This is a genomic window from Kosmotoga arenicorallina S304, from assembly GCF_001636545.1.
Taxonomy (GTDB): domain Bacteria; phylum Thermotogota; class Thermotogae; order Petrotogales; family Kosmotogaceae; genus Kosmotoga_B; species Kosmotoga_B arenicorallina.
Genome location: NZ_JFHK01000001.1, coordinates 1 through 26,779, shown reverse-complemented (window position 1 = coordinate 26,779; position 26,779 = coordinate 1). Strand labels below are relative to the sequence as shown.

The window sequence follows — 26,779 nt, the reverse complement described above, 5'->3', positions numbered from 1 at the left end:
GGAAACATGGCTTTTAAAACCTCGCTGATTCTCAACGCTCCGTTGGGTAAGAACCAGTGTGGTATGGAAGATAAGTCAACATTAACCCTATTTTGGCTGGTGGTCAGATGAAAATAATCCTTGTGTACGATGTGAACGAAAAACGAGTTTCGAAGGTATTAAAGTTTCTCAGGAAATTTCTGGTTTGGGTCCAGAATTCCGTTTTTGAAGGCCAGTTGACGTATTCAGAACTTGAAAGGCTAAAAGTTTCCCTGAAAAAGCTGATAAACGAAAAAGAAGACTCGGTTGTCATCTTTTCATTTAGCGAATCGATAGATTTAAAGAAGCAAATTATTGGCATCGACAAATCCGAAGACGAAAGGACAATTTAAGGAGGTGAGTGCGATGAAGTTAGAAGTAAAGAATTTTTGGCAAAAAGCCGGCGCAGTGGCAATATGCAAATATGTAAATTCATCATATGTGTTAATCAATGGTGATACATTTGAACTCAAAAAATTAAAAAAAGACGTCTTTGACAGCATACCGGTTAATGAGCTCTATACAGCAAACGGAAAACCCTGGGCTTCAAACATTAGGCCTTTTATAAAGCAGTATCCAAAACCAGAGGGATTAAATCGCTTCTTTGACAATGTAAACCCGGGAGAAAAATATTGTTCTTATTGTGGACGTTTAGTTGAAAAAACAGATGAAGACTCTATGATTTCAAATCCCTTTAGCGTTAAAGCGAACAACTTCGCAAACTTTTACGCATATGGGCACGGATACAAGACAGTTTGCCCCGATTGCCAGTTTTTAGGTGTGATGGCTCCTCTGGCGCTCTTTTATACGACGAGCTTTTCAAGTAGCGACAAGCAAATTACCTACATTTTCCCTGAAGGCAAAACTCTTGAAGAAACCCTGAAAATCAACAATTGGATGGATACAATTGGTGCAAAATCAGCATATTCAAATATCAAATTGTCAACGAAATTTTATCCTTCGCAGCCATATGAAACCCTGCTAATGACTTTGTATGAATTATTTAAAAAATCCAGGATGCTTTTCAATGCAACGTATCACCTAATCCAAATATCCGATCAGGGAAGAACAACAACTGTTCTTGTAAATGATTCTTTTGATTCTGTCGAAAAGCTTCAAAACCTCTTCAAAAAGCTTGAATCATTAGGTGGACAGCTGAACGATTTTCTTGACTCCTTTATCTACAAAGAAGAAGGAAAGCTGATTACTGAAATCAGGGAAAGCCTTTCTCATAAAATCCTTAAATTTAACGAGCTGGAGAGATTTTTAGAAATGAGCATCTTCAAGCTTGATTACCCCGTTAAATACCTGCATGAATTCATGAAGAGCTATATAAATTAGGAGGTGGGATTGTGAACGACGAAATCTTTGAAATTTGCAAAGCAACTGGTGAACAGATCGGGAATGTTGTTTTCGAAGCAGATAATTTCGGTGACCTTTATACCCTGCGAAATTGCAAAAATCCTGAAAGCCTTTTCGAAGCTCTTGAAAACCTATCGGTTAAATACGCCAAAGAAAATTGGACTCTAAGGCTCTCGGAAGACTTTCTCAAAATCCTTAAAGACCCTGCACTTTGGAAAAAGGCCAAGTCACTGGCTGTAATTTTTGCCGTAAACAAATATCTTCAAAGGCACTATGCAAAGAGCGTAAATAACAAAAATGGAGGTGAAGCTTAATGGATGTAAAAGCATTATGTTGGGCACACTTAGCAAAGGTATCAATTGGTAATGCGAACGCGAGTTTCACAGAAGGGAATATTCAAACATCAAAAAAAATAACAGCACCAAACGGGCTTGAGTTTAACTATATCTCATCCCAATGCCAACGCCATGGAATGAAAGAAAGAATTGCCGAAAAAGGGTTCAAGCTTTCTACACCTATCGATGCTGATGTTGAAACCACTTTAGGTGACCCTGTTACTTATATCGATGACGACCTTTTTGGATATCTGAAAACAGATACAAACAAAAGAAGGACATCACCTCTCAGAATTACACCTTTGGTTTCTCTCTTTCCGTATAAGGGAGATCGCGACCTTCTTACAAAAACCAGAAGGGCTGCAGACCGTGGTGGAAATCTTGTTGAAACCGAGATTTACAGAAACATTTTCAGAGGAGGCGGACTTTTAGAACTCGATAGAGTTGGAAGATTCGATTCATCTGAGGTTGCCGAAAACTCCTCCTTGGATACAACCAGCGAAACAAAAATAGAAAGAGTTCTGACCGTTCTTGATGTACTTAAAAACTTCTGGGCAGGCGGAAAACAAACCAACTTCCTTACTGATCTTTCACCAAAATTCATTGTTTTCGCCTTGCTCAAAGAAAAAGTTCCCTTTCTCCTTGAATACATAAAAGTGGATGAAAAAGGGACCATATTGGCTGAACCCATTGTTGAAGCTATTAACAACTACGATGACATAATTGATCAAGTTGTAATCGGTACTACATCAGTACTCGACTGCAGCGAAATTGAAAGCATAAGTTCTCCAAAAGTCTCTGTCGTATCTCTCAATGAAGCTTTCGGTATGGTAAAAGATAGAATCAAAAATATCTACTCTGAGTGAGCCCATTAGGGCTCACTCCTTTTTGGAGGTGATAATATGAAAGTTCTAAGGGTTAAACTACGGGCCTACACCGCTTCTTTCAGAAAACCCCAGAACATGAAAATACAGGATTCTTTTCCATTCCCTCCACCCACAAGTATCATAGGGCTTTTTGGCGCCGCAATGGGGGTGAAACATGATCAGGCACTTGAACGCTTTGAAAATTCTCTTATGGGAATAAAAGTAAACGGAAGTCTTGCAAAAGGTTATGACCTCTGGAAAATTAAAAAAACGGATAAAGGCAGAAAAAACACTTTTAAGTCATTGGTGAAGAGGCAGTTTTACTATTTTCCAGAGTACACGATATACCTTTTAGACAAAGAAGAGATTTTGCAAAGATTATATAAAGCCTTGAAAGCTCCTAAATATGCTCTAAGCTTGGGAAGGGATGATGAGCTAATTACCCATGTAAACCCGGAATTTATCGAAGGAAATTTTGCAATGCAGGGCGAAATAGAAAACGTCGTTATAAAAGGCCTTTTGAAACCCGGACAGATAACTCTATCAAAATTGAATAACCAGCCAATTAAGAAACTTAGCGTATATAGGGTAACAAAGAATTTCCAAATTAACTCGCGAAAAGGATACAGAACCCCGGTTGGTTATTGCGAATATACATTTGTCGATGTAAAAGTGAAGTACTTTGGAGAGTTGTTGTGCATTCATGATGAATATATTCCACTTTGGAGATGGTCAGAATGATAGAAGCCAAACCGGGTATTTCCTTAACCGAACACACGATAGCGGTACTAAACTACGCTGTAAAAGAATTTAAAAAAGCACATATCTCATTGGTGATCAATATCCCCAAACAAGAATTATTCGAAGCGATTGTTCTCTCGTGCGCTTTTCATGACCTTGGAAAAGGGGTTAAAGAATTCTCCTTTTCGGAAAAGAAAAATTTCTCTCATGCTCTCGCTTCCGCAGTACTTGCCAATAGCTCTCTGCCTGAATCACCACTAAAGGATTACATAATCTTTGCCATACTTGGGCACCATGGAACAAGATCAAAAGATCTGTTTTCAAACCATAGAAACCAAAAGATGACCCTAAAATTGCCTGATTTAATAAAAGAATACGACAATATAAGGAACTATATAAATAGCAACTGCAAAATTTGCATGCCGGAATTAAATCTAAAAACCTGTGCGCCTGCCGAAACAATTGACAGGGTACTTAAAGCTTTCTGGGATGGAAAAGGAAACTGGTATTTGCATTCTATAATTTTAGGAATTTTGAATCTTGCTGATTGGAAAGCATCAGAAGGATATAAGCAGAACCCCTTTACTCTTCCAAACTTCACAACAAAACCCCTTAGAGAATTTCAAAAACTCTCACTTACAGGGAAAGACACGATAATAACAGCACCAACCGGAAGAGGCAAAACTCTTGCTTCATTAAATTGGTGGAAATCCACAAATCGGAAACACTTAACATACATTCTCCCAACAGTTACCACTGTGGAAGCGATGTACGAAACCTTAGAAAAAGAATTTGGGGAAAATACCGGTTTGATACACGGCAACCTCAGCTACTATTTATACGCTAATATGGAAATTTCCGAGGAATATCACACAAAAAAATTCTGGATGAAGCATTTTGAAATGCCCGTTACAGTTGCTACACTGGATCAACTCCTTTTAGCAGGGCTTAATTGGGGTAGGTGGGAGCCAAAGATAATAAACATAGCATCAGGCGCAGTTGTATTTGATGAATTGCATTTCAGTCAACCCTTTACTTTCGGGATAACCTTAGAAATAATTAAAAAACTCAAGAAGTTAGGCATACCTATCTGTGTAATGAGCGCAACACTGCCCAGATATATGCTTAAAAAGCTTAAGGAAGTGCTGGATAATCCTGTAACAATAAGAGATGAAGAGGGACTAAAAGAAAAGAGGATAGAAATCAAAGGTATTTGCCCGGGTTCATTAACCCATAAAATCGTTGAAGAATTTGATGCAGGCAAAAAAACATTGATCTGCTGCAACACAGTAAAATATGCCCAGGAGCTATACTCAAGGCTCAAAAAGTTTGTTCCGGAAGAAGAGCTTATTCTTTATCACGGGAGATTCAGCACTGAAGACAGAATAAAATTATTGAACAAAATAACGCACGATAACCCGAGAGTAGTAGTTGCAACTCAAGTAGTTGAAATAAGCCTTAACATAGACTACGATGTATTGTTTACTGAACTTGCCCCAATTGACTCTCTCATACAAAGATTTGGAAGGGTAAATAGGTTTGGTAGAAAAAAAGGAGACGTCTATCTGTTCCCCTTTAGGAAAAATTCTCGATCGGTCTATGATAAACTCATTGTTTCTCAAACATTGAATCAACTCAAATCAAAACGCACACCCTCTCAGGAAGAACTCTTAGAAATTGCTGAAGAGGTATTCAGGCAATCACAAAAAGACATACAAAAACGTATAGAAAATGGGATTGCCAAGGCAAAATACATTGAATCTGTGAATGCCAAAATATTCTCTATGGAAATAAGCGAACGCTTCCATGACGACCTGTTAAGGGAAGGATTGAGATCCATAACAATTATCCCCGAAGAATTCAGAGATCAAGAGATGAGCATAATGGAGCTTCTCGGAAAACAAATAAGAGTTCCTCTCAGCAGAGACCTTATGCGCGAAATCACAAGAGATTTAGAAAAGGGAAAAGGAATTCTCTTCGCGAAGATAAATTATGACTCCGAGCTTGGTTATATAGGGATTTCTGATGACCCAGAAATAATATGAGGTGGTTATATGGACTTGCTTCAAAGGCAACCAAGAATTGGGGGGAATGCAATTAATTACTATTACACATGCAAAACCCAGCTCTGGTTTTTCCTCCATAATATATCTATGGAAGATACTTCTGAATATGTTGCCCTTGGTAAACTTCTCCAGGAAACATACAGCGAAGGCGAAGAAAAAGATATCCAATTCGATGAAATCTCTCTCGATATCCTTAAGCCCTTGAAAGAAGTTGTCGAAATAAAAAGAAGCAGCGAAATCAAAGAAGCGCATATTTACCAGCTCAAATATTACCTTTACTATCTAAAAACCCGCTATGGCCTAACAGGATTCACAGGGAAACTAACTTACCCCAATATTCATAAGACAATGAAAATTTCTTTGAAGCCAGACGATGAAAGAGAACTGCAAGAAGCGATAAAGGAAATCACAAAAATCTTTTATCTAAAAACCATGATCCCGCCAAAATACAAAAAAATATGTAGAAAATGCTCCTACTTTGAACTCTGCTTTTCATAGGAGGTGAGATATATCAAAAAGAATTACTTCGTATTTTCGAGTGGTACGCTTAAAAGAAAGGACAATACTATTGCACTTGAAAAAGAATCCGGCAAAAGGAAATACATTCCCATAGAAAAAATCCAGTCGTTATATTTCTTTGGTGAAATCAATTTCAATTCAAGGTTATTAGCCTTCCTTTCACAGCAGCAAATTGCGCTTCACGTGTTTAACAGAAACGGTTGGTATGTGGGAAGTTTTGCCCCAAGAAAGCAAAAAGTTTCAGGAAAGCTTCTGACAGAACAGGTAAAAGCGTATATTGAAAGAGACAGACGAATAACTTATGCAAAAGAATTTATTACCTCAGCTATGCATAACATGATCCGAATTTTAAAACGGTCAGAGAAAAATATAAGCACACAAACCCTGGAACAGGCAAAGGAAAAAATCAAAATAACCAATTCAATAAATGAAATCATGTCTGTTGAAGGAGAATTTCGCCAGAAATACTATCCTTTGCTTGCCAAAATTTCCGGTCAAGAATTCACAGGCAGAAAAAAACAGCCGCCTGTTGGAAAGCTAAATAGCCTTATTTCTTTTGGTAATACGCTGCTGTATACCGAAACACTGAATAAAATTTACCAAACTCAGTTAGACCCCACTATAAGTTACTTGCATGAACCTTCAGAAATGCGCTTTTCGTTAGCGCTCGACATCTCAGAAATTTTCAAGCCACTTATAGTAGACAGGCTTATTACAAATCTATTGAACAAGAAGATGCTCACAGATAAAGATTTCGACGAAAACCTTAATTCAACGCTGTTAAACGAATCCGGAAAAAAGAAATTTATAAACGCCTTTCAAGACTTTCTTGAAACAACGATTATGTATCCTAAATTAAAAAGGAAAGTCTCCTATGCAACCCTTATCAGGCTTGAATGCTACAAAATAATACGCTCATTGGTTGGTGGCGAAGATTATGAAGGGTTAAAAATGTGGTGGTGATTTCACTATTTCACAAGTTGTATAGTTCATTATAAGGCCATTAGCGGCTGACGTTGCCTTTATTTGATACCTTCTCTTCTCATTTTTCTTTATTGGTCGTTAGTCTCAGTTTTCAACATGTTCCCCTTGCTCCATTCTTATTTTCGTTTACAGATCCATTTCCCAGAATAACTTGATTTTTGTAAAGCTCATTAACCATTCGCTCTTTCCCTAATTCTCCCATTTGATTTCTTGCATTTAAATTTGTTATAATCATTTTGTAAAACAAGCTGTTAGATAAAAACCAGTGTAGTATATTAAGTGGATACACGTTTTTTTGTGTATCCAATTTTTTTGGTTAGATAAAAACCAGTGTAGTATATTAAGAACCGAGTTACAAGTCACGATATTCGAATTTCGAAAGAAATATAGCTTTGGGGGGATTAACAGGGAACTCAAAAGAACCGGGTAATCAGTTTGGATTATACTCACAACATGACAAAGATAATAATTCAGCCTGAGTTTCTCGAGAAAATCCCTCAATCATTAGTAAAAACGAAAATGTGGTGGGAGTGATTTGCAGTGAAAAAAACAATATGGTTAACAATTGCACTGCTTTTTATTATAGTCGGATGTATACCACCGTTAAGCATCTCTTTTCAGATACCTGCACAACAGATAGATGAAGGAGAGAGCCTTACGCTCAATTTAGATGATTATGTAGTTTACTTATACAAAAATAATCTCAGTTATGAGCTTTTGAGTGGTGTAGGTGCAATTACTGGCAAAATGTATACATACACTGCTGATTACGGTGACTCAGGGAATTATGTGGTAGAAATAAAAGCTGTTGACACAAAAAAGGATATCACGGAAACTGCGAGCTTTACTTTATTGGTTAACGATGTAAATGGGGTGCCGATAATATCTATACCGGACCAGAGTGTGAATGAAGGCGAAACATTAATGCTCAATCTGTTATACTACGCTACTGATCCGGATGGGGATGAACTAAGCTTTACCCTAACAGGTGTGGGAACAATAACAGATGCGGTATATACTTACAGTCCCGATTACGATGCCTCGGGTACTTACAACGTGGAGATAGAAGCAAGTGACGGACATGGCGGTGTAGCGACAGACACCTTTGTGATAACGGTAAATGATGTGAACAGAAAACCGGAAGCACCGTCAAATCCCATGCCGGAAGATGGTTCAACAGGTATTTCAGCAGATACCGTGCTCACTTGGACATGTAATGACCCGGATGGAGATTCACTGATATATGACATATACTTTGGCACAAGCTCAATTCCACCTCTTGCAGCTTCGGGTTTAAATTCCGCAAGCTACGACCCGGATATGACAGGCCACACAACATACTACTGGAAAGTAGTGGCGAAAGACGGAAGGGGTGGGGAAGCGGAAAGCCCTGTCTGGAGCTTTACGACAGTCAACAGAGCCCCGACGTTAGACATACCAGACCAGAGCGTGAATGAAGGCGAAACATTAATGCTCAATCTGTTAAAATATGCAGCTGATCCGGATGGGGATACATTGTGCTTTACCCTAACAGGTGTTGGAACAATAACAGATGCGGTATATACCTACAGTCCCGATTACGATGACTCGGGAACATACAACGTGGAGATAGAAACAAGAGATGAACATGGTGGTGTAGCTGCAGACACCTTTGTGATAACGGTAAATGATGTGAATAGAAAACCGGAAGCACCGTCAAATCCCATACCAGAAGATGGTTCAACAGGCATTTCAACAGATGCCGTGCTCTCATGGACATGTAATGACCCGGATGGAGATTCACTGATATATGACATATACCTTGGCACAAGCACATCCCTGCCCCTTGTAGCTTCGAATACACCTACCGCAAGCTACGACCCGGATATGACAGAATACCACACAACATACTACTGGAAAGTGGTAGCGAAAGACGGAAGGGGTGGGGAAGCGGAAAGCCCTATCTGGAGCTTTACGACAGCAAACAGAGCCCCGACGATAGACATACCGGACCAGAGCGTGAATGAAGGCGAAACATTAATGCTCAATCTGTTAAAATATGCAGCTGATCCGGATGGGGATGAACTAAGCTTTACCCTAACAGGTGTGGGAACAATAACAGATGCGGTATATATCTACAGTCCCGATTACGATGACTCTGGTACATATAATGTGGAGATAGAAGCAAGTGACGGACATGGCGGTGTAGCTGCAGACACCTTTGTGATAACGGTAAATGATGTGAACAGAAAACCGGAAACACCATCAAATCCCATGCCAGAAGATGGTTCAGCAGGTATTTCAACGGATGCTACGCTCTCATGGACATGCGAAGACCCGGATGGCGATTCACTGATATATGACATATACTTTGGCACAAGCTCAATTCCACCTCTTGCAGCTTCGGGTTTAAATTCCACAAGCTACGACCCGGATATGGCAGAATACACAACATACTACTGGAAAGTGGTGGCGAAAGACGGAAGGGGTGGGGAAGCGGAAGGCCCTATCTGGAGCTTTGCAACAGCCACCAGAGCCCCGACGATAGACATACCGGACCAGAGCGTGAACGAAGGCGAAACACTTACCCTGGTTCTAACAGAATACGCGACTGACCTTGACAACGACTTTCTGACTTTCACCATATTGAATGGGATAGGGAGTATAACAGATACTATATACACCTACAGTCCCGATTACGATGCCTCGGGTACTTACAACGTGGAGATAGAAGCAAGTGACGGACATGGCGGTGTAGCGACAGACACCTTTGTGATAACGGTAAATGATGTGAACAGAAAACCGAAAGCACCGTCAAATCCCATGCCGGAAGATGGTTCAACAGGTATTTCAGCAGATACCGTGCTCACTTGGACATGTAATGACCCGGATGGAGATTCACTGATATATGACATATACTTTGGCACAAGCACAACCCCGCCTCTTGCAGCTTCGGGTTTAAATTCCGCAAGCTACGACCCGGATATGACAGGCCACACAACATACTACTGGAAAGTAGTGGCGAAAGACGGAAGGGGTGGGGAAGCGGAAAGCCTTATCTGGAGCTTCACGACAGCAAACAGAGCCCCGACGATAGACATACCGGACCAGAGCGTAAATGAAGGCGAAACATTAATGCTCAATCTGTTAAAATATGCAGCTGATCCGGATGGGGATGAACTAAGCTTTACCCTAACAGGTGTGGGAACAATAACAGATGCGGTATATACTTACAGTCCCGATTACGATGATTCAGGAACATACAGTGTGGAAATAGAGGTCAGCGATGGATATGACGGTGTAGCGACAGATAGCTTTATCGTTACGGTGAATGATGTTACTGTCTTTCAATTTACAAAAGCTATCGGTGGCTCTTCTTATGAATATGCAAGAAGTATAATTCAAACAAACGATGGAGGCTATGTTGTTGCTGGAAATACAGCTTCTAATGACGGAGATGTAAGCGGAAATCATGGATATCATGATTACTGGATAGTGAAGTTGGACGGCTCAGGAGACATCCAGTGGCAAAAATGCCTTGGTGGCTCTACTCATGATTATGCAGGAAGCATAATTCAAACGAGTGATGGAGGCTATGTTGTTGCTGCACATACAAACTCGAATGATGGAGATGTAAGCGGGAATCATGGTAGTTTTGATTACTGGATAGTGAAGTTGGACGGCTCAGGAGACATCCAGTGGCAAAAATGCCTTGGTGGCTCTACTCATGATTATGCAGGAAGCATAATTCAAACGAGTGATGGAGGCTATGTTGTTGCTGGACATACAGCTTCTAATGATGGAGATGTAAGCGGGAATCATGGAGATTTTGATTACTGGGTAGTGAAGTTAGACGGCTCAGGAACCATCCAGTGGCAAAAATGCCTTGGTGGCTCTACTCGTGATTATGCAGAAAGCATAATTCAAACGAGTGATGGAGGATATGTTGTTGCTGGACATACAGCTTCGAATGACGGAGATGTAAGCGGAAATCATGGATATTATGATTACTGGATAGTGAAGTTGGACGGCTCAGGAGACATCCAGTGGCAAAAATGCCTTGGTGGCTCTTCTTATGATTATGCAAAAAGTATAATTCAAACAAGCGATGGAGGATATGTTGTTGCTGGAAATACAGCTTCTAATGATGGAGATGTAAGCGGGAATCATGGAGATTTTGATTACTGGGTAGTGAAGTTAAACGGTACAGGAAACATTCAGTGGCAAAAATGTCTCGGTGGCTCTGATATTGATGTTGCACTGAGTATAATACAAACAAACGATGGAGGATATGTTATTGCTGGATATACATATTCGAATGACGGAGATGTAAGCGGGAATCATGGGCGTATTGATTCATGGGTAGTGAAGTTAGACGGCTCAGGAACCATCCAGTGGCAAAAATGCCTTGGTGGCTCTACTCGTGATTATGCAGAAAGCATAATTCAAACGAGTGATGGAGGATATGTTGTTGCTGGACATACAAACTCGAATGATGGAGATGTAAGCGGGAATCATGGAGATTTTGATTACTGGATAGCGAAGTTTAAATAAGACAAAAAATCTTCAGTGATATGAAACATATCCCTTATTATAAGCCAATTAAAGGCAATACAGTTGCGTAAGAACTAGTGTGGTATGCTGCGACTATCGTCGCGGTTGTTGGTTTTTAGTTGTTGGTTGTTGGCAAGAACTATAAAAAACTCTTTTTTAGAAAGCAATCTTTATAAATTACGCACACCCCACATCGAATCCCGGTCCTTTTCCGCCAAAGGCGCAAAGCCTTCGCTTTAGCTCAGCACAGCGTTTTCATTCGTTCTCTCTGATTCTCGGCTTTTTATCAGCGTTAGCAACCCTCGTAGCATCAATATCGTTCCACCAGCTGTCGTATCATCATTTGTCAGCCTCTGCAAGCGTCGTCTCATCAACTGTCGTACCATCAACAGTCGCATCACCAACTGTCGTTCTTCAAATCCCCGTTCTCCGCCGCAGGCGCATAGCCATTCCGAAGGAATGCAGGGCCGTGACGTGGTCACGCACAGCCTGGGCGAAGCCCGGCATAGCCGTTTTATTGACTCTCTCGCGACTCGTAACTCGAATCTCTGCTTTCACATTCTCAATTCCCTTACCAGACAAGAATTAGTTAGCATTTCTTCTTTTGTTTGCTGAAAAAGTGTAAATGTATATTTGAAAATCTAATACATATGAAGGGAGGAGATAATATGGCATTGGATATTATCGATAGCCCAAAAAGCTCTTTTGTTGTTGAAAAGATTGAAGAGCTTTTGAAATCTTACAATTTGATAGTGCTTAAAAATGCCGGGAGATTATCATTGGATACAATAAAAGACCTCGCATCTTATTTTGAAGAAGATCTGGAGCTTAATGTAGATTGGTATATTTCATTGACAGCACCGGATAAATTAATGAATCTTGCCGATAAATTTCTGAAAAGCAAAAAGCTTATCGTAACTGAGTATCTGTATTCAATTCTTGCAAAAAATGTTCCTTTTGTTTTGGCAAAATTCCAGGATGATAGCGCAACTTTGCTCCTGAATGAAAAGCCTGGTGTCTTTATTTCAAATGAACAGTGGAAGTATTTCGAGAATTTGGGGGCTTTTGAAAAACACGGAGATAGGATGATATGTTTAGCCAATGATGTACCTGTAGCTGTTCCTCTACTCGAAATGCCGGAAGTTGAAGAAATCTTTGCTTATAATGACCTGATTAAGAGATTGAAAAACAAAAAGGTCTATGGAATTTCGTTATCCCAGGAATTCAAATCTGAACTCCAAAATTCTGGTATATTATTCTGCAAACCCTTTGAAGCCGATACCTTTTTATTCTTGAATAACGATAAAAACACAATGGATAAACTTTCCAAAGAGTTCTTTAAGGCTCTCGACAATAAAATGAAACCAGAAATAGTTCGTTATGCAGGCTTTGTAATTTCCAGAGATACCAGGTCAATTGATATTGATGGATATTTGAAGAGAGAATACGGTTTCGATAATTTCCTGGAGTACAATGCAGTAACGTTATCTAAGAAGCATTATAAGATCAGCCAGAAAGAGCTCATTCAGTTTCTTATAGATCAGAGAGGAAAAACCAATCCCAGAGATTTGTTCTTTGTCGCTTCGACAGGGTCCGGGAAATCTCTTGTCTATATGCTTGCAGCCAAGGTATTGTATGAACTCAACAAAAGTCTCACCATTGTGATTTCTCCCTTAAAATCCTTGATGGAAGATCAAGTGTATAACTTGAAGCGCAGGTTTGATGAGGATTCTGTTGCATTTATCAATTCATCTTTAAGCATAGAGGAAAAGACTGAAATTCTTTCTAAAGTCAACAGCGGACAGATCTATTTACTTTATATCTCCCCAGAAACTTTTGTCTCTCATAGTTTTGATTCTCTCATAGGCAGCAGGCAAGTTGGGCTTTTTGTTGTGGATGAAGCACATCTGGTAAGCTCTTGGGGTAAAACGTTCCGGGTTGATTATGGATACCTTGGAGATGAACTCAAAAAACTAAGAAAACTGCAGGTTTTTCCGGTGATGGCTACAACAGCAACAGCTATTTGGTCTGGAGAGTTAGGAACAATCGATGAAATCTCAGAAATGTTGGGCTTAAAGGAGCCACAAATTGTATTCACCGATGTGAAAAGATCTAACATCGATATTGTCATTGAGAAATTTCAAAATGATAGTAGCTCCAAAGATTCTATCAGCACCCAGAAATTGGAACATACTTCAGAAGAGATCTTGAAACTTGTTGAAGAGAAAGAGAAAACCATAGTATATTTCCCCTTTGTGAATCACGTTAAGCAGGTGATGGGCTATCTGGATGCATTTCCAAAAATAAGGCGGTTTGTGCGCGAATATACCGGCAAAACAGATGATATAGAACGCAATAAAACGTATAAATCCTTAAGAAATGGAAGAGTTCCTGTTATCCTCGCTACCAAAGCTTTTGGTATGGGAGTCGATATACATGATATACGTAAGGTTTTCCACCACTGTGTGCCACCAGATCTTTCAGAATATGTTCAGGAAATCGGTCGGGCTGGAAGGGATGGTAAAAAGTCTATCGCTTATACATATTATCATCCAGTTGATCCATCAAACGGGCTGAAACTTTCAAAGTTATCATTACCCAGAAAGTGGCAGCTTAAACACGTTATGGAACATATTTGGAACTTAGTTCAAATTCATAGTGATGGAGATATTGTAATATCTCTGGATGACTTGAAATTTCTTTTCAGCACGAAGGCAGATGAATCTCCTGACCAGTTAAAAAACAAAACGCGAATAGCTATGTTCCTTGTGCAGAAAGAGTTGGAAAGAATGGCAGGAAGGCCCGTATTAATAAGGAAAAACGAGATGTACAGATACCTTTACTTCTCGGTTGAAGATGAAGTCGGGGATCTTTTGCTTGAATCATTTCCAGAAATAAGAAAAGTTTCTCGAAAAACATCAAGAAAAGATAAAACGGGTACATATACAAGCATTGGAAGCATATATTCCGTCGACATAATTGAATTGTGGAAAAGGTGTTTTCCCGAAAAGAATATTGAACAATTGATCTGGCTGTTTTTCAATAAACCTGCTGAAGTCTTTGGCAAAAGGGTTTATCCGAGAATAAAGATAGATGTATCGACTAATCAAAACGTCGAAACTATTGAGCGGATTTTCGGTTCGCTCCTAGATCTGTTAGAACGTTTGACGCTTAAAGTAACTAAACAAGTTACAATGGAGGATTTTGAAACTCTAATAAAAAACACTGTAAATGAATATGCCGATTTTGCTACAATTAAAGATGCCAAAGAAAAGATTAGATCAATAATTCTTAATTACTTTACTGGAAACAAGAGAAATCGGAAGGGAAAACTCTTTGAAATAAGTGGGGAGCTTATCAACACTAAAATCAAAGGGTTAAGATCAAATCTGATAAGGGTAAAATCCGAATGGACAACGAATTTCGAGCAAATCCTTGAAACTTGTTCATCTAAATGTGTAGATTACCGCTCTCCAAATTCAGGAAGCACCGGGACTCTTTTTAAGGTGCTTAGCGTAATGGATATTCTGGGTTTAGCAATTGTCAGTTATTCTGGTGGTGAAAGCTCAGCTATTCATTTTAAGTGCGTTAATAGAACCTTTTTACTAAGAAACAAGAATCTCCCTTTTCACATTTTGAATGAAATTCATCGGAAAATTGATAGAAATCATGAAATTGCCAAAGTGTTTTATACAGCAGATATGAGCAACAAGGAACGTTGGGACTTTATAGAGAACTACTATCTGGGATTACAATATTAGGAGGTTTGTCATGAGACGAATTGAAAAAGAACGCAAATTTTTGATTTCTAAAAACCAGGAAAAAGAGTTTATCCAAAAAGCCAAAAAGAAGTGTGGCATTATTCAGTGGTATTTAGACAAGCAAACGCGCATAAGACTTGAGATCTGGAAAGAACCCACCGGTTACAGGCATCTTTGGACAAAAACCAAAAAAGAAAAAAACCAAAGCCCCAACAGGATTGAGGAAGAAGTATCTTTGGCTCCCGAAGAAGTTGATATCAGAGACCTCGAAAATAAGCCCCTTGTTATAAAGATACGTTACTTTTTGAATGAAAGCCATCCTGAAGTTATCGTCGACCGTTTTCTGATGAAAAATTCAGATAAAGGCTTGTTATGCGAGATAGAGCTTTCCGAAGATGATTCGGAAGATTCGTTTAATAAAGCCATAAAAGAGTTTGGCTTAGATGCTGTTAACGAAGTTACTGGAAACCCGGAATACGAAAATGAAAATCTTGCAAAACACGAAGAAGCAAAGATCAGCAGCCTTATAGAATTCGTAGAGAACCAACTCAAAGGGAAAACAACTGTTGTTATGCTTCAGGGAACTTCTTTGTTTGGGAAAAAATATCAAAGCAAGAGTACCGGAAAAAGAATCAAAATTTCTAACCGTGTCACTCATAAAGTTTTGTCTCTTCACGAATTACCCGAGGATCTGGTATATGTAAAAGAAGATAATGGAAAAAGTATCGAATTACCCATCTATAATTATTTCCAACAAAACAATCCTTTCAATTATGGTGAATATTATGGTCTCTGCGCCGAGCTTGATAGTTTATATCTTATCCAGAAACTCGGCTATGAAATTGATGAAGCTGTGATGTTCGTCTTCCCTGATCTTGAAAACAAAAATTCAGAAGTTGATAAAGATTTCAACAAACTCTTTTCCAAAAAAGACCACCCGCTGATATTTGAATATTTGGAACCTCTAATTAAGAATGCTTTTGGAGTATCTGTTAAATCCATTCCTCTTTGCTATTCGCCTGAAATCAAAGAAACTGCTATAGAAACATTCAAGACTATTTGGCAGGAAATGACCGAAGTAATTCATGATCATCGTCAAAAAGAGATAATAGTTGACGTAGCTCCTGGGCACAAATACGCCGGAATTATGACAGCATTGTATTGTTTATTCAATAATATGCCATTTTTTTATAAGCAAGATAGATCAAAGCAAATAATCAAATTCCCTCCAATTCCTGTCAATTGGGATTTCAGCAGTATAGACGAAATGCTCGCAGGCTTCAAAAGCATCATGCAACCAAATAATGATTCCGGCAACTCAAAGGAAGGTAAGCTTTCTTACAGTGATTATAGTTTGCTTCCTCAACTTTTCAAAAATATATTTATGCCAGAAGAAAAAGGAGACTATGCAAGTGTTCTCCCGCTAAAGGAGATATTCGCTAAGTACACTCAAGCCCGCAAAATGCCCTTTGGCTATGGTGAAGAATTTTTCAAATTAATCTCTACGGATCCCGATGATCCCAGAATCAAGTACTTAAGGAAAAAAATAACAACCCAATGGTCTTTACAATGGATTGGAGACCAAATTCCAGAAACAGTTGAACATTCACAACGCCATAGCAAAAGGCTCATGGAGTTTACTGTAAATCTCGTCAATGTTCTGGGGGAAGAAGAATTCTTGAAAGGGGTTCCAGAAAAACTGAAGAAAGAGTTTTACTTTGTACTGGCAATTGCCATGAATGTACACGATTTAGGGCACACAAAACTCTCATATAGAACAGACAATGGCAAAAACCTGGTGCTTGATGGCCTTCCCAGTGTTGTTAGGGATTTGCATAATGAATTGACTTACCAGATGCTTAACGAAGAGAGTGACTACAATTTACTCGAACCTGAAGTTGCTATTGACAATTGGCTTGAAGAAGAAATCTGGGAAAAGATAAAAAAGGCGGTAAAGCTTGTATCAAGGTATCATCGTGGTCATATGCCAATTGATAATGAATCTTTGCCAATCAAGCGCAAAAAATTTATGGATGTCTTCTCTTTGAATTTATCAACTCTTGAAGAAGAATGCGATAAGGAATTTGGGGATGATCAAGATTGGAAGAAACTTACAACAGTAGCGGCCCGCTGGTTGAAATTCATCGATGGCGTTGACGTACAGGCTGATAGAACAGTTGACCCGGCTTATCGTGAGAGCCGTATCAAGAGAACAGCATATGAAATCAAAAAACTAATAGAAAACTTCCTCGCAAATCATATGGAACATACTGAAATCGGGAATCAGCTTGAAGAAATCAAAAATTTGGCAGAAGATATTCTGAAAAATACCAAAAATAACGCATCATTGGGGAGCAAGATTGAAAAGATTGCTAAAGAAATCGAAACCCATTTCTTTTATCCAGAGCTCGGGAAAGCACTTGAAACTGAAAAGGAGCAAATTATTGTACCTCAATGGTTAAGACTTTTAGACAGGATAATATTCAAAGCCCTTCAGTTTCCACATTTTGAGAAACACAATCTTATTCGCTATGTGTATCCAAGGTTCTTCAGAAAACACAGTGTTTGTGGTAACTTCGACAGAACCCTTTACCTGTCTCTAAGTATCAATAGAGACGAAATAAGTGATGCCAGTCACACTTTGAATCTACTTAAAGGGGTCAAAAATGATATCATTGGTGAATTCAAAAAGGCAGGACTGGATGGCAAGGAATTCCCAATAAAACTTATAAAAATGGAGATTGAACCCGTGAGTGAAAGAGTTCTCATAACGCCATTAGGCACATCACCGGGAGTGCTTTACACACTTATAAAAAAACTAAATCCAGGCAAAATCTATGTGATTACTTCGAAGACAGGTGAAGACAAAATTCCAGAAATTTGTGAAAAGAGCGGTTATGACGCAGATAATGTCAAGTCCTTTCTTTTTAACGACCCCTTTGCAGGATTTTCTGAAATGGAAAGGAATTTTGCAGAGTTTGAAGCGTTGAATTTTGATGCATTAGACGAAATAATATTAAACCTCGCCGGAGGAACTTCGTTCCTTCAATATGTAGCTTCAAACATGGCTGATAGGCTTGAAAAGAAAAATTATTCCGTTAAGAAAGTTTTCGCTGTTGACAGGCGCGATTTCAAAGAGCAGAAAGAAAATCCATATGTGGTTGGAGAAGTAGTGGAGCTCCCTTGAGGGAGCTCTTATATTTTTATATCCCTTGCTAATATACACGTTCTTTCATCAAATTCTGCCAAAGCTATGGCTTCGAAAATTATGCTTTCTAACTCCCTGAAATTTCCGGGATAATCATAACTTTCAAGCTTCTCCAGCGCTTCAATGCTTATTCTTTGAATCTTGCTTTTTAGCTTCTCCTTTCCTTCCTGAAGAAGGAAACTTATTAAGTATCTGAGATCCGGTTTTCTCTCTGAAATCGAAGGTACGGTAATTTTATAGCGAAACCTGTGATAAAGATCTGCCCTGAAGTTCCCGTCTTTGATTTCTACTTCAAGATTTCTGTTTGTTGCTGCGATTATCAATACAGGAGCTTTTATGCCTCTTGGATTTGAATAACCTTCTATTTGAAAGCCCAAATCATCCATGTAAGTAAGAAGTTTTGCCTGCACTTTAGGGCTGATTTCGCCTATTTCATCCAAAAACACTATTCCGCCGATATTTGAAAGAATCTTTCCGAGCTTGTATTCACTTCCTGTAAATGCTCCAGGGAAACTTCCAAATAGTTCCGTTTCTACGAGGTTTTCAGAGATATTCGATACCGCTACTCTGGAGAAGAAGTTCTCAAATTCCTCTCCATAAAGCTGTCTGGCGATCTGTCTGGCTATGACGGTTTTTCCGCTACCTGTGGGCCCGGTAATCAAAATGGCTTCTGCCCCTTTTATCCCGGATTGTTCAGTGCTTTCGGAAATAAGATCGTATTTCTCTTTTACCGTTATTAATTTTCTTTTTTCCATCACATCAAGCTCGAGCTGCAACAGTTCTTCAAGCTTTACTGATTTTCGTACTTCTCTTATCTTTTCCACGTATGCTTTTAAGCTCTCAACAATTCTCTTTGCTTTTATTATTGTTTCTCTAATCTTTTCGTCGGAAAAAAGCGTTATGGTTTTGTCTGTAAAGTCGGGTTCGTGCTTTAATTTCCAGTCAATAGGCTTGCTGAGTTTGCTTTCAAGCAGTTTATCTTTTAGCTTTTTTCTCAAATATGACTTTACGGTCTCTTCAAATCTCGCTATTTCTGAATATTCAAGCCTGTTGCCAAAAAATCGGGTCGCGTCGAATACCCCGATTGCGGAATATCTCATGGCCATTTTGATAACCTTGCTGTCTAATCTTTTGTGGTACAGGATAACGATTTTCCCGAAAAGTTTTTCGTAATTTTCGAGATCCAGCATTTTATCATGATCAACAATATACAGGATGCCTGAACCATCTATTTTGGTTTGTTCGTCTTGAGACGTAACGGTGAATTTTCCTTTCAGGTCTTCTTTATTCGTGATTATTGTTTTGATGATCTTTGATACCTCTTCTGCCAATTCTGGATTCATTATGCAAATGACTTTCTCAGCCATTTTTGTTCCCTCGCAATTTTGATAGCAACATCTTAAATTCCTTTGAGTTACTTAGCGTCTTGTATAAATTTTCTAATGATAGGTTCACATCCACAAAATGGTTCTTAATCAGTCTTAGGACTTTTTCTAAAAATTGATTTACTCGTTCTGTCTTTTTAAGTACATTGTTTTTATCAGAAATATAAGGAACTATTGTTTTGAGTTCTTCCTTCAAATCAGGGTCGGCTCCTAATGCAAACCTGATAAAAGCCATTGCTTGTTTTTTCAAGCTCGGCCTTCCTGAAAAGGTCATGATATTCAACGAAAAAACATCGCCATTCCAAAATTTCATGTAATTTTTAGTAAGCAATGAACGGTATTCAGTACCAAAGGCTTTTGAAGTGATGGTATTTCTCAGTAAGTACGGCGTCACTTTTTCAAATTCATAAAATCCATTCAAAAAGCACTCAATGAATTTTTTAATTCTTTCAGTCACATCAAACAAGAGCAGTTGATTTTGATATCTGCTTTGTAGATTTTTTCTGTATCCAAAAGACCTAATTCCTGAATTCACACAGATATACCCGTCCCGGCTTTTCAAAACATTAAAAATTATGCGATCTACAGAGGCTTGCTGGGGACGCTCTTCGGCTTCTAGACCCAGATCTTTAAGGCCTATATAGAGAGCTTCTGCAAAGGCATTTTCTGAAATAGTTTCATCGTTATTTTCTTCGGTGCTCTCCAGCAAATCGTTCGGCATTTCTGGTTCAATAGCCTTTTCATCATTGTGTACTGTAATCAGATTATCTACCATATTAGCATTTGCATCTTCTCTATTTACTTCAAGAATTGCCTTTTTTTGTTTTGTCTTTTCCTTTTCTTTTTTTGTTTTCTGATACTGTCTCTTTTCCTTAGCCATTTTCTCTGCCTCCTTTCAGGAGTTCTTCACAAAGTGCGTAGTAGGATTTTGGCGAAAGCTCGATGTATTCATCTTCTTTTGAATTCACAAGCATTTTTACAACCGAAAGGACATTTTCAAACGAAAGCGCTGCAAAGGCACCGTACTTTTTCGGGTTCATAATCATTGACTTAACTTCACTTTCTCTCTGTAATGAGTTCTTCAAGAGTCCAGCGAATAATACTTCAAGATAAATAGAAGAGATATCTATCATTTCAAACAATTTCTTGTCTGTCATTCCAGAGTTTCCGGAAACCCCTACGATTTCGCTGATGGTCTTCTGCGATAGCTTGAGTAAATATTCTTTGTAGTCGCTTACGGTTCCCCTGTTGAAAAATTCTTTCGAAACCTTGTCCATCTTGAAATCGGTAATGCCAAGCTGAAAAGTCTTCATAGAAAGCTGTGTTCCTCTTTCGCCTATACTATGGCCTGCCTTGACACCTATATATTCGCCAGCTGAATAAGGCAGGAATTTCGTGGAAAGTTCAGTTCCTGCGCATTTCGAACAAATTCCATTCTCTTCTTTACAGAATACCGGGCTTCTCAAAACAAAATCTTTGTTTTCCAGCTCGCTTATGTTTTCTCTTGTTATGAGTTGCCAATTCTTTTCATCTGGTAACCTGACGTATCTTCCCAAAATAAGCCGCTCGAGAGAGTAGCCGTTTTGCTCAAGTTGCTTTACAAATTCCCGGCTGATTTCAATCCCGTGCGATGTTCCACAATCATCTAAGGTTATTCTCACAGGATAGAGAAATTCTACCATTTTTCGAGTAAAATAGCCAGCACCTGCAACGTGCAACTTCTTGTCCAGCATCGACTTTCTCCCGCGGACGGCTATCGAATTCTCGAAAGGTGTATTCTTCAATCCAAAATAGGACCGGATGGGTATCCCTTTTGCAAAATTGCCAAGATACTTTCCCGCGATTTTTAATGAACCGAAAATCTGTTCGAAGTTTTCTTTCTTGCCTCTGGCCTGGGATTCTATTATTTCTCTCATGTATCCAATGCCTTTTGCAGCTTCAAAAAAAGAGAGACTCAAACCACCTTCTGTTGCCGCGTTTAATCTTTGCGTTTGCCAATCCAAAAGCGTTTTTGGCAGTTCTTTCTGTCTGGATTTCATGACTGCATTTACCAACGAATGCTTCGCTTCTTTTTTGGTTTCACGTTTTTCGGTTAATACATAGTGGCCATAAACCACGTCCTGTTCGCATGAAAATATCAATTCACCATTGCCTATCCTGAAGGGGTGATTTGAGGGAAGCATTTTTTCCAGTTCGTCCTTTAACTTCCTTTGCTCAACAGGATAATATACAGCCATTGTATCTCCATCAAAATCTGCTCCAAAACCCTCGCAAAGCATTATAGGCAAACCAATTGCATAATGCTCCCAAAATACAGGGCGAGATGATTGTATGCTGTGCATATGAAGAGAGGGCTGACGATTTAAAAGTATATAGATATCTTCTGATTCAACGTAATCATTAACCGCTTTAGCAAAAGACTTCCGGGCATCAAGATTACCTTCCAAAATATCCCTTTTACTGTATGATTTGGGCCTCAATTTGCTGAACCATTCTAAGGCAAAATCCACCGGTAAATATACATGATCTACATCAATATCAGTTGCGGGAACAATCGTTGCTCTTCCAGAATAGTGAATTCGCCTTCCTAACATATGCTTTCTGATATAGCCATCTTTTGAGGCAAGTAAGTCCTTGATTGCTTTCTTAAAATAATCCTTTTTGTCTTTTGGCCCTGTTTTTAGCCTTTTTAATTTCAACAAGCTCTGAACTTTTTCAAACAACACTGGAGAAATTTCCTTCGAAAGCTTTTCTTCCTGAGCTTTCAAGTTAGTCAATGAGTATCCAGCTGTTACTTTTAACTTAAGTCCATTAATATCTCTTTCTTTTTCGAGTTTTATGCCTTCCAGCGCACTGAGTAAAAAGTTGAAATTATTTATATACTTTTTGCTGTCTTTCCAGTTCTTGAGGTTTGTTTTTGAAAATAGCTCAATAACTTTCGGGCTGTTGTGATCAAAAAGTGTCCAGAATTCCATTTCTCCTATCCTTTGCCCGCCCATTTTTTTCTTGCCTTTAAGCGGCTGGTAACTGTAACTAGACACCTTTGCCTTCGATACGACATGAAGCTTATCTCTGACGTTGTGATTTAACCGTACGAAATACTGGTAACCCACAGCTGCCGGGAATTTAGAATTTCCCAAATGCAGCTCAAACCTCCCAAAATCGTCTGATCCCAGCTTTTTCAATGCTTTCAAAATTGCATCGATATTTACCTTTTCAGGAGAGCCATCTTTTATTCCGGCTAAAGATCCCTGAGTTTCCAGAAGCTGGCCCAAATTCATCCTCGTTATTATGCCTAAAGGGCTAAGAATCATCTCCAAATGGCGTTTTTTGCCGCTTATTTCTACATACGGCATTTCGGATTCGGGAAGTATCCTGGAAATTGTCCCTTTATTTCCATGCCTTCCTGTTATCTTGTCTCCAACTTCGAGAGGTTTGTGCACTTTCAGAGGAATTTTTAATTCAAATTTACTGTTGTTAAGTTCTATTTCCTCTTTTTCATTTTTTAGCTTCACGGTAGTCCATTTGCGTAATTCCTTTAATGAAAGCCAATCTTCAGTAGGGCTTTCTGACATTATGGCAGGATATCGATCCTTGTATTTACATTCAAATGTGAGATCTTTTATAATCTCAGGCTTTTTGTTCTTTACTAAGTAAACTTTTCTCTCACAAACTTTATCTCCAAAAACAAGTTTCGTCCCAATATTGGGGAATTTATATTTCACCAATATTTCTCCTGAAGACAGAGTAAGCGTGTTGTCATTTTTAGTAATTTTAATGTCCCCTGGTATCGGAATATATTCATCAAAGGAAAAGGTCTCCACTCTCTCTATGCTCATTTTCTCGGCAAATTTATCTGAAACGATTATCCCGTCTTCATAATTGAGCCCATAATAAAGAGAATATCCAACAAATGCATTCACTCCGACTCTCATGTCGACTTCTTTTTCAATTCCGGTCTTTATTATTGGTTCTTCAGCTCCAGAGACTTTGACAGCTTGTTTCAGGTTTTTACCGCCCATCATGGTCCTTGTAGAATCTGAGTGGTTAAAAAACGGCACACTCCTTGTAGATGGGCTGAGGATATCTTCTACTTTTTTCGTATTAGCAGGGATAATCTGCAATTTCTTTGCATCATAATGAGCGCCGCTTGCCAGATACAATACCCTACCGATGGCTTCGGATTCTGGAGTTTCAAGCAAATCTACTCTTCCTAAATGGCTTTCATGCTGGATTCTAAACTCTTCGCTTACCTCAGAACCGTGATAGACAACCTTCCTCAATTCAGAAAGCCTGAGAAGTTCGTTATCATTGCTCAAGGGGAACAATATTGGCACCTTTATCCATCGGCCATCAAGCAATTCATACAACCTTGCCCCAACATATGTATTTGAAAGAACTGCCGAAAGATTTGAAGCGAAAACTTTTTCGGCTTTCTTTTCAGTTGTAACTTGAGCCATGTTTTTTATAAAAGCCTCTTTTCCTCTCAATGCCCTAAGTATTTTCAGAGCCTTTTCAAGGAAATAACCCGGAACCACGAAAAAATTCTCGAAATCTATTTGCCTGATTTTAGCTTCGGTATTTTTGGTCTTAAGAAACTCTCGCTTTTCAACAAGCACCAGAGGGGAATAATGCTGTTTCCCATCTATCAAATATGCACCTTCCTTATCAGGCAATATTGTCAAAAACTCAATATCTATTGGTTTGGATTTATAAACAATGTTCAATTTGACAATTGCAGAATTTTCTGGAGCATCAACTTTGAAAACATTTTTAACGGAGGTATCCACAGAATCTCCAAGATAATCTTCAAGAAATAGCTTGATACCCTTGAAGATGTCTTCTATTGAATATTCAACCTTGTTAACCATCAAATCACCCTCTTCCTTATAACTTCAACAAAATTATACATTTCAATCATTTGAAATCCAAAGAGAACAAAACTAGCACAAATTAAAAAGTGTAAATGTATAACTTGAAGGTTTTGATGGGAGGTGATTTAGATGGTAATAGTATTCTCTTGCCCTTTGTCTATTGTGACTTTTTTTCCAAATACCATGAGACTAATTACTGAAATAGATAACACAGGGTTTGATTTTGAGAAAGATGAAATACGCTTTAGCTTTCCAAACACTATCGAAGGTTTTGAGATATACATCCAACTTGATGAAACCTCAAGATCCGATAAAGAAATAAATAACCTTTACAGCTCTATACACAAATTCCTGAATGATCTATTCGAATTTGTTCCAAATAAAAAGTTTCAGATTAAGCGCATGGGTAATGACTGGATAAGCCTGTGCTAAATATCGAGGAGGGATAACATGAAAAAAGTTGTATTTGTAATTGTGCTTTTACTTTCCATCATTGCTTTCGGGGGAGAAAAAATAGGATCCGGCACTTCTGAGCTTTTAACTGATTCAGCTACTGAATTGCTTGAAAAAATTCTTGGTGAAAATTGGGAAGAAAGTAATAGCAGAATCTCATATTTCACAGTAGACACCACAAAAGAGCTGGTTTTTGCCGTGGCTGCCCAAACCGGCATGATGATGGGTGCCGTTCCTGTTGTTTCTGACTTTGAAGGTGGCATTCTTGTTATGACCACTTCTCCAAATCAAGCTTTGAGCGGTTCGATTTTTTACAGTTTTCAAATTGAAGAAGCTACCTTTGGAGAACATACAACCACAGCCGTTACTATGAAAACCAACAAGCTTTACTACAGCAAATATCTGGGTTGGGATACAGATTCTTCCGAAGGAACTCTTTATCACAAACTGGCAGCGCTTATTTTCTCGGTTATTTTTACTTACAAAAAGGCAAGCTATGAAGTGATAGAAGGTGTAATAACTAATCCCGAAGGAACTATCGAGAAGTTAAAAGACTTTATAGAAAATCAATAGTACTGCCAAATCTATCAGTTGAAAGGAGGTGATATTGCAGTTTTTGTCAAATTCTTGTTGATTGTTTACTCTTTTATTCTCACTATGTGTTTAGCGAGAACATTTTCTGTTATAGGGTTCCTTTTGCCGTTGGTTATCTTTTTTCTTTGTTTCAATCAAATCTGTAATGAATTTATCCAGGAAATTGGGAGAGATAGCTTCTTAAAAAGAGGGAGGGGTTAGAATGATTAACAAAAATGAGCTTATAGGGTCTTGAAGATACCTGCCCAAAGATATGAAGTAAGCGAAATGCAAGAATATGTGGAGAGAAGTTTAAAAGAACTTGGCATTCCATATGATAAGGATTATATGGGTAATATCTATAGACTGATTCCCAATACACCTTTGTTATCTGCGCATATGGATGCGCTAACTGAAGATTATGAGATCGGCAAATTGTCTAATATAAAAGAATCTTATGGAATTATCAAAGGGGAGGGTAATATAGGCGCAGATGACAAATTAGGTGTATACATGTTACTTGAACTTCTAAAAGAGTATAAGTGCAGTTTTGTATTTTCCGTACAAGAAGAAAGCGGAAGAGAAGGAATACAGTATTTTCTTAGCGAGAAAGCAAAAGAAGTAGCCGAATGCAACTGGGGTCTTGTGCTTGACAGGAGGGGAAAGGAGCACTTCATTGGATCGTTAAACAGCTATTGCACAGTAGAGTTTTCAGAAGCTGTTTCAGAAGTAACAGGATTCAAAGAGGAACATGGTTCTCTTTCTGATGCAGATTATTTATCGAATTATATATCCTGCGTGAATCTATCCATTGGTTACCAAAATCCGCATTCAAAAGATGAATATATAATTCTAAAAGATGCTGAAAACTCCTATATCGCAGCAAGAAAAATGTGCAGCGCTTTGTATCAAGAAAAATTCAAAAATCCAGAAAAATGAAAAAAGCAAAATTAAGCAATCTTGTTTAATAGGTACAAATTATTAATTCCAGGTGCACATAATGAAAAATAAATGGGCTCAACTTATGCACTTCGAGTTAACAAAATAAAGAAAAGAAAAACAGGTCATTGAAAAAGGCACGGAATCATCGTATATTCGTGG

Annotated in this window: 18 protein-coding genes and 1 CRISPR repeat array (1 of these 19 cut by a window edge); of the genes, 14 read left to right on the top strand and 4 right to left on the bottom strand. The window is 38.6% G+C overall.

Features of this window, described 5'->3' with window-relative positions; translation table 11 throughout:
- Positions 1-71: direct repeats of the CRISPR family, unit length 30 nt (it extends 5,851 nt beyond the left edge of the window).
- 36 nt (positions 72-107) lie between these two features.
- The 9 genes from cas2 (at position 108) to AT15_RS10045 (ending at position 11,424) form a co-directional block, all read left to right on the top strand.
- The gene (gene cas2 / locus AT15_RS00080) at positions 108-371 is read left to right on the top strand and encodes a CRISPR-associated endonuclease Cas2 (protein ID WP_068345118.1); all 264 of its coding nucleotides are present in this window, start codon (positions 108-110) and stop codon (positions 369-371) included.
- A 13-nt stretch (positions 372-384) separates the two neighbouring features.
- The gene (locus AT15_RS00075; protein ID WP_084251354.1) at positions 385-1,359 is read left to right on the top strand and encodes a hypothetical protein; all 975 of its coding nucleotides are present in this window, start codon (positions 385-387) and stop codon (positions 1,357-1,359) included.
- Between the two features lie 11 nt (positions 1,360-1,370).
- Positions 1,371-1,694, top strand: a complete 324-nt coding sequence (locus AT15_RS10050) for a hypothetical protein (protein ID WP_084251353.1) — start codon at positions 1,371-1,373, stop codon at positions 1,692-1,694.
- On the top strand, positions 1,694-2,581 hold the full coding sequence (cas7i, locus tag AT15_RS00070) for a type I-B CRISPR-associated protein Cas7/Cst2/DevR (RefSeq protein ID WP_068345115.1): 888 nt from the start codon (positions 1,694-1,696) through the stop codon (positions 2,579-2,581). The genes AT15_RS10050 and cas7i overlap by 1 nt, the downstream gene beginning before the upstream one ends.
- Positions 2,582-2,617: 36 nt before the next feature.
- Positions 2,618-3,322, top strand: a complete 705-nt coding sequence (gene cas5, locus AT15_RS00065; protein WP_068345113.1) for a CRISPR-associated protein Cas5 — start codon at positions 2,618-2,620, stop codon at positions 3,320-3,322.
- Positions 3,319-5,367: a CRISPR-associated helicase/endonuclease Cas3 gene (locus AT15_RS00060; RefSeq protein ID WP_068345111.1), complete on the top strand. Its 2,049-nt coding sequence runs from the start codon at positions 3,319-3,321 to the stop codon at positions 5,365-5,367. Before cas5 ends, AT15_RS00060 begins: the two co-directional genes overlap by 4 nt.
- A 9-nt stretch (positions 5,368-5,376) precedes the next feature.
- Positions 5,377-5,886 carry a CRISPR-associated protein Cas4 gene (gene cas4 / locus AT15_RS00055; RefSeq protein WP_068345109.1) on the top strand — a complete coding sequence of 170 codons (510 nt, stop codon included), beginning with the start codon at positions 5,377-5,379 and terminating at the stop codon, positions 5,884-5,886.
- 3 nt (positions 5,887-5,889) lie between these two features.
- On the top strand, positions 5,890-6,870 hold the full coding sequence (cas1b, locus tag AT15_RS00050; protein ID WP_235598460.1) for a type I-B CRISPR-associated endonuclease Cas1b: 981 nt from the start codon (positions 5,890-5,892) through the stop codon (positions 6,868-6,870).
- 561 nt (positions 6,871-7,431) lie between these two features.
- Positions 7,432-11,424 (top strand): Ig-like domain-containing protein, encoded by a 3,993-nt coding sequence (locus AT15_RS10045; protein ID WP_084251351.1) that lies wholly within the window; start codon positions 7,432-7,434, stop codon positions 11,422-11,424.
- Positions 11,425-11,660: 236 nt separating this feature from the next.
- Here AT15_RS10045 and AT15_RS10470 read toward each other — a convergent pair whose 3' ends face one another.
- Complete coding sequence (locus AT15_RS10470) at positions 11,661-11,795, bottom strand: hypothetical protein (RefSeq protein ID WP_268766410.1); 135 nt, start codon at positions 11,793-11,795, stop codon at positions 11,661-11,663.
- Between the two features lie 297 nt (positions 11,796-12,092).
- On the opposite strand from AT15_RS10470, the gene AT15_RS00040 reads away from it, so the two are divergent.
- The gene (locus AT15_RS00040) at positions 12,093-15,185 is read left to right on the top strand and encodes a DEAD/DEAH box helicase (RefSeq protein WP_068345108.1); all 3,093 of its coding nucleotides are present in this window, start codon (positions 12,093-12,095) and stop codon (positions 15,183-15,185) included.
- Positions 15,186-15,195: 10 nt separating this feature from the next.
- On the top strand, positions 15,196-18,372 hold the full coding sequence (locus AT15_RS00035) for a CYTH domain-containing protein (RefSeq protein ID WP_068345106.1): 3,177 nt from the start codon (positions 15,196-15,198) through the stop codon (positions 18,370-18,372).
- Between the two features lie 8 nt (positions 18,373-18,380).
- On the opposite strand, the gene AT15_RS00030 is transcribed toward AT15_RS00035, so the two are convergent.
- The 3 genes from AT15_RS00030 to AT15_RS00020 are packed head-to-tail and all read right to left on the bottom strand — an operon-like array spanning position 18,381 to position 24,649.
- Positions 18,381-19,760, bottom strand: coding sequence for a sigma-54-dependent transcriptional regulator (locus AT15_RS00030; protein WP_068345104.1), 1,380 nt, complete (start codon positions 19,758-19,760; stop codon positions 18,381-18,383).
- Positions 19,753-20,658: a hypothetical protein gene (locus tag AT15_RS00025; RefSeq protein WP_068345102.1), complete on the bottom strand. Its 906-nt coding sequence runs from the start codon at positions 20,656-20,658 to the stop codon at positions 19,753-19,755. Before AT15_RS00025 ends, AT15_RS00030 begins: the two co-directional genes overlap by 8 nt.
- The gene (locus tag AT15_RS00020; RefSeq protein ID WP_068345100.1) at positions 20,651-24,649 is read right to left on the bottom strand and encodes a hypothetical protein; all 3,999 of its coding nucleotides are present in this window, start codon (positions 24,647-24,649) and stop codon (positions 20,651-20,653) included. The genes AT15_RS00025 and AT15_RS00020 overlap by 8 nt, the downstream gene beginning before the upstream one ends.
- 132 nt (positions 24,650-24,781) lie before the next feature.
- Here AT15_RS00020 and AT15_RS00015 point away from each other — a divergent pair, with 132 nt between their 5' ends.
- The 3 genes from AT15_RS00015 (at position 24,782) to AT15_RS00005 (ending at position 26,617) form a co-directional block, all read left to right on the top strand.
- Positions 24,782-25,084, top strand: coding sequence for a hypothetical protein (locus tag AT15_RS00015; RefSeq protein WP_068345098.1), 303 nt, complete (start codon positions 24,782-24,784; stop codon positions 25,082-25,084).
- An 18-nt stretch (positions 25,085-25,102) separates the two neighbouring features.
- A complete protein-coding gene (locus AT15_RS00010; protein WP_068345096.1) occupies positions 25,103-25,678 on the top strand; it encodes a hypothetical protein in 576 nt (191 codons plus the stop codon).
- A 288-nt stretch (positions 25,679-25,966) separates the two neighbouring features.
- Positions 25,967-26,617 carry a zinc-binding metallopeptidase family protein gene (locus tag AT15_RS00005; protein WP_153019665.1) on the top strand — a complete coding sequence of 217 codons (651 nt, stop codon included), beginning with the start codon at positions 25,967-25,969 and terminating at the stop codon, positions 26,615-26,617.
- The last annotated feature ends 162 nt before the right edge of the window (positions 26,618-26,779 follow it).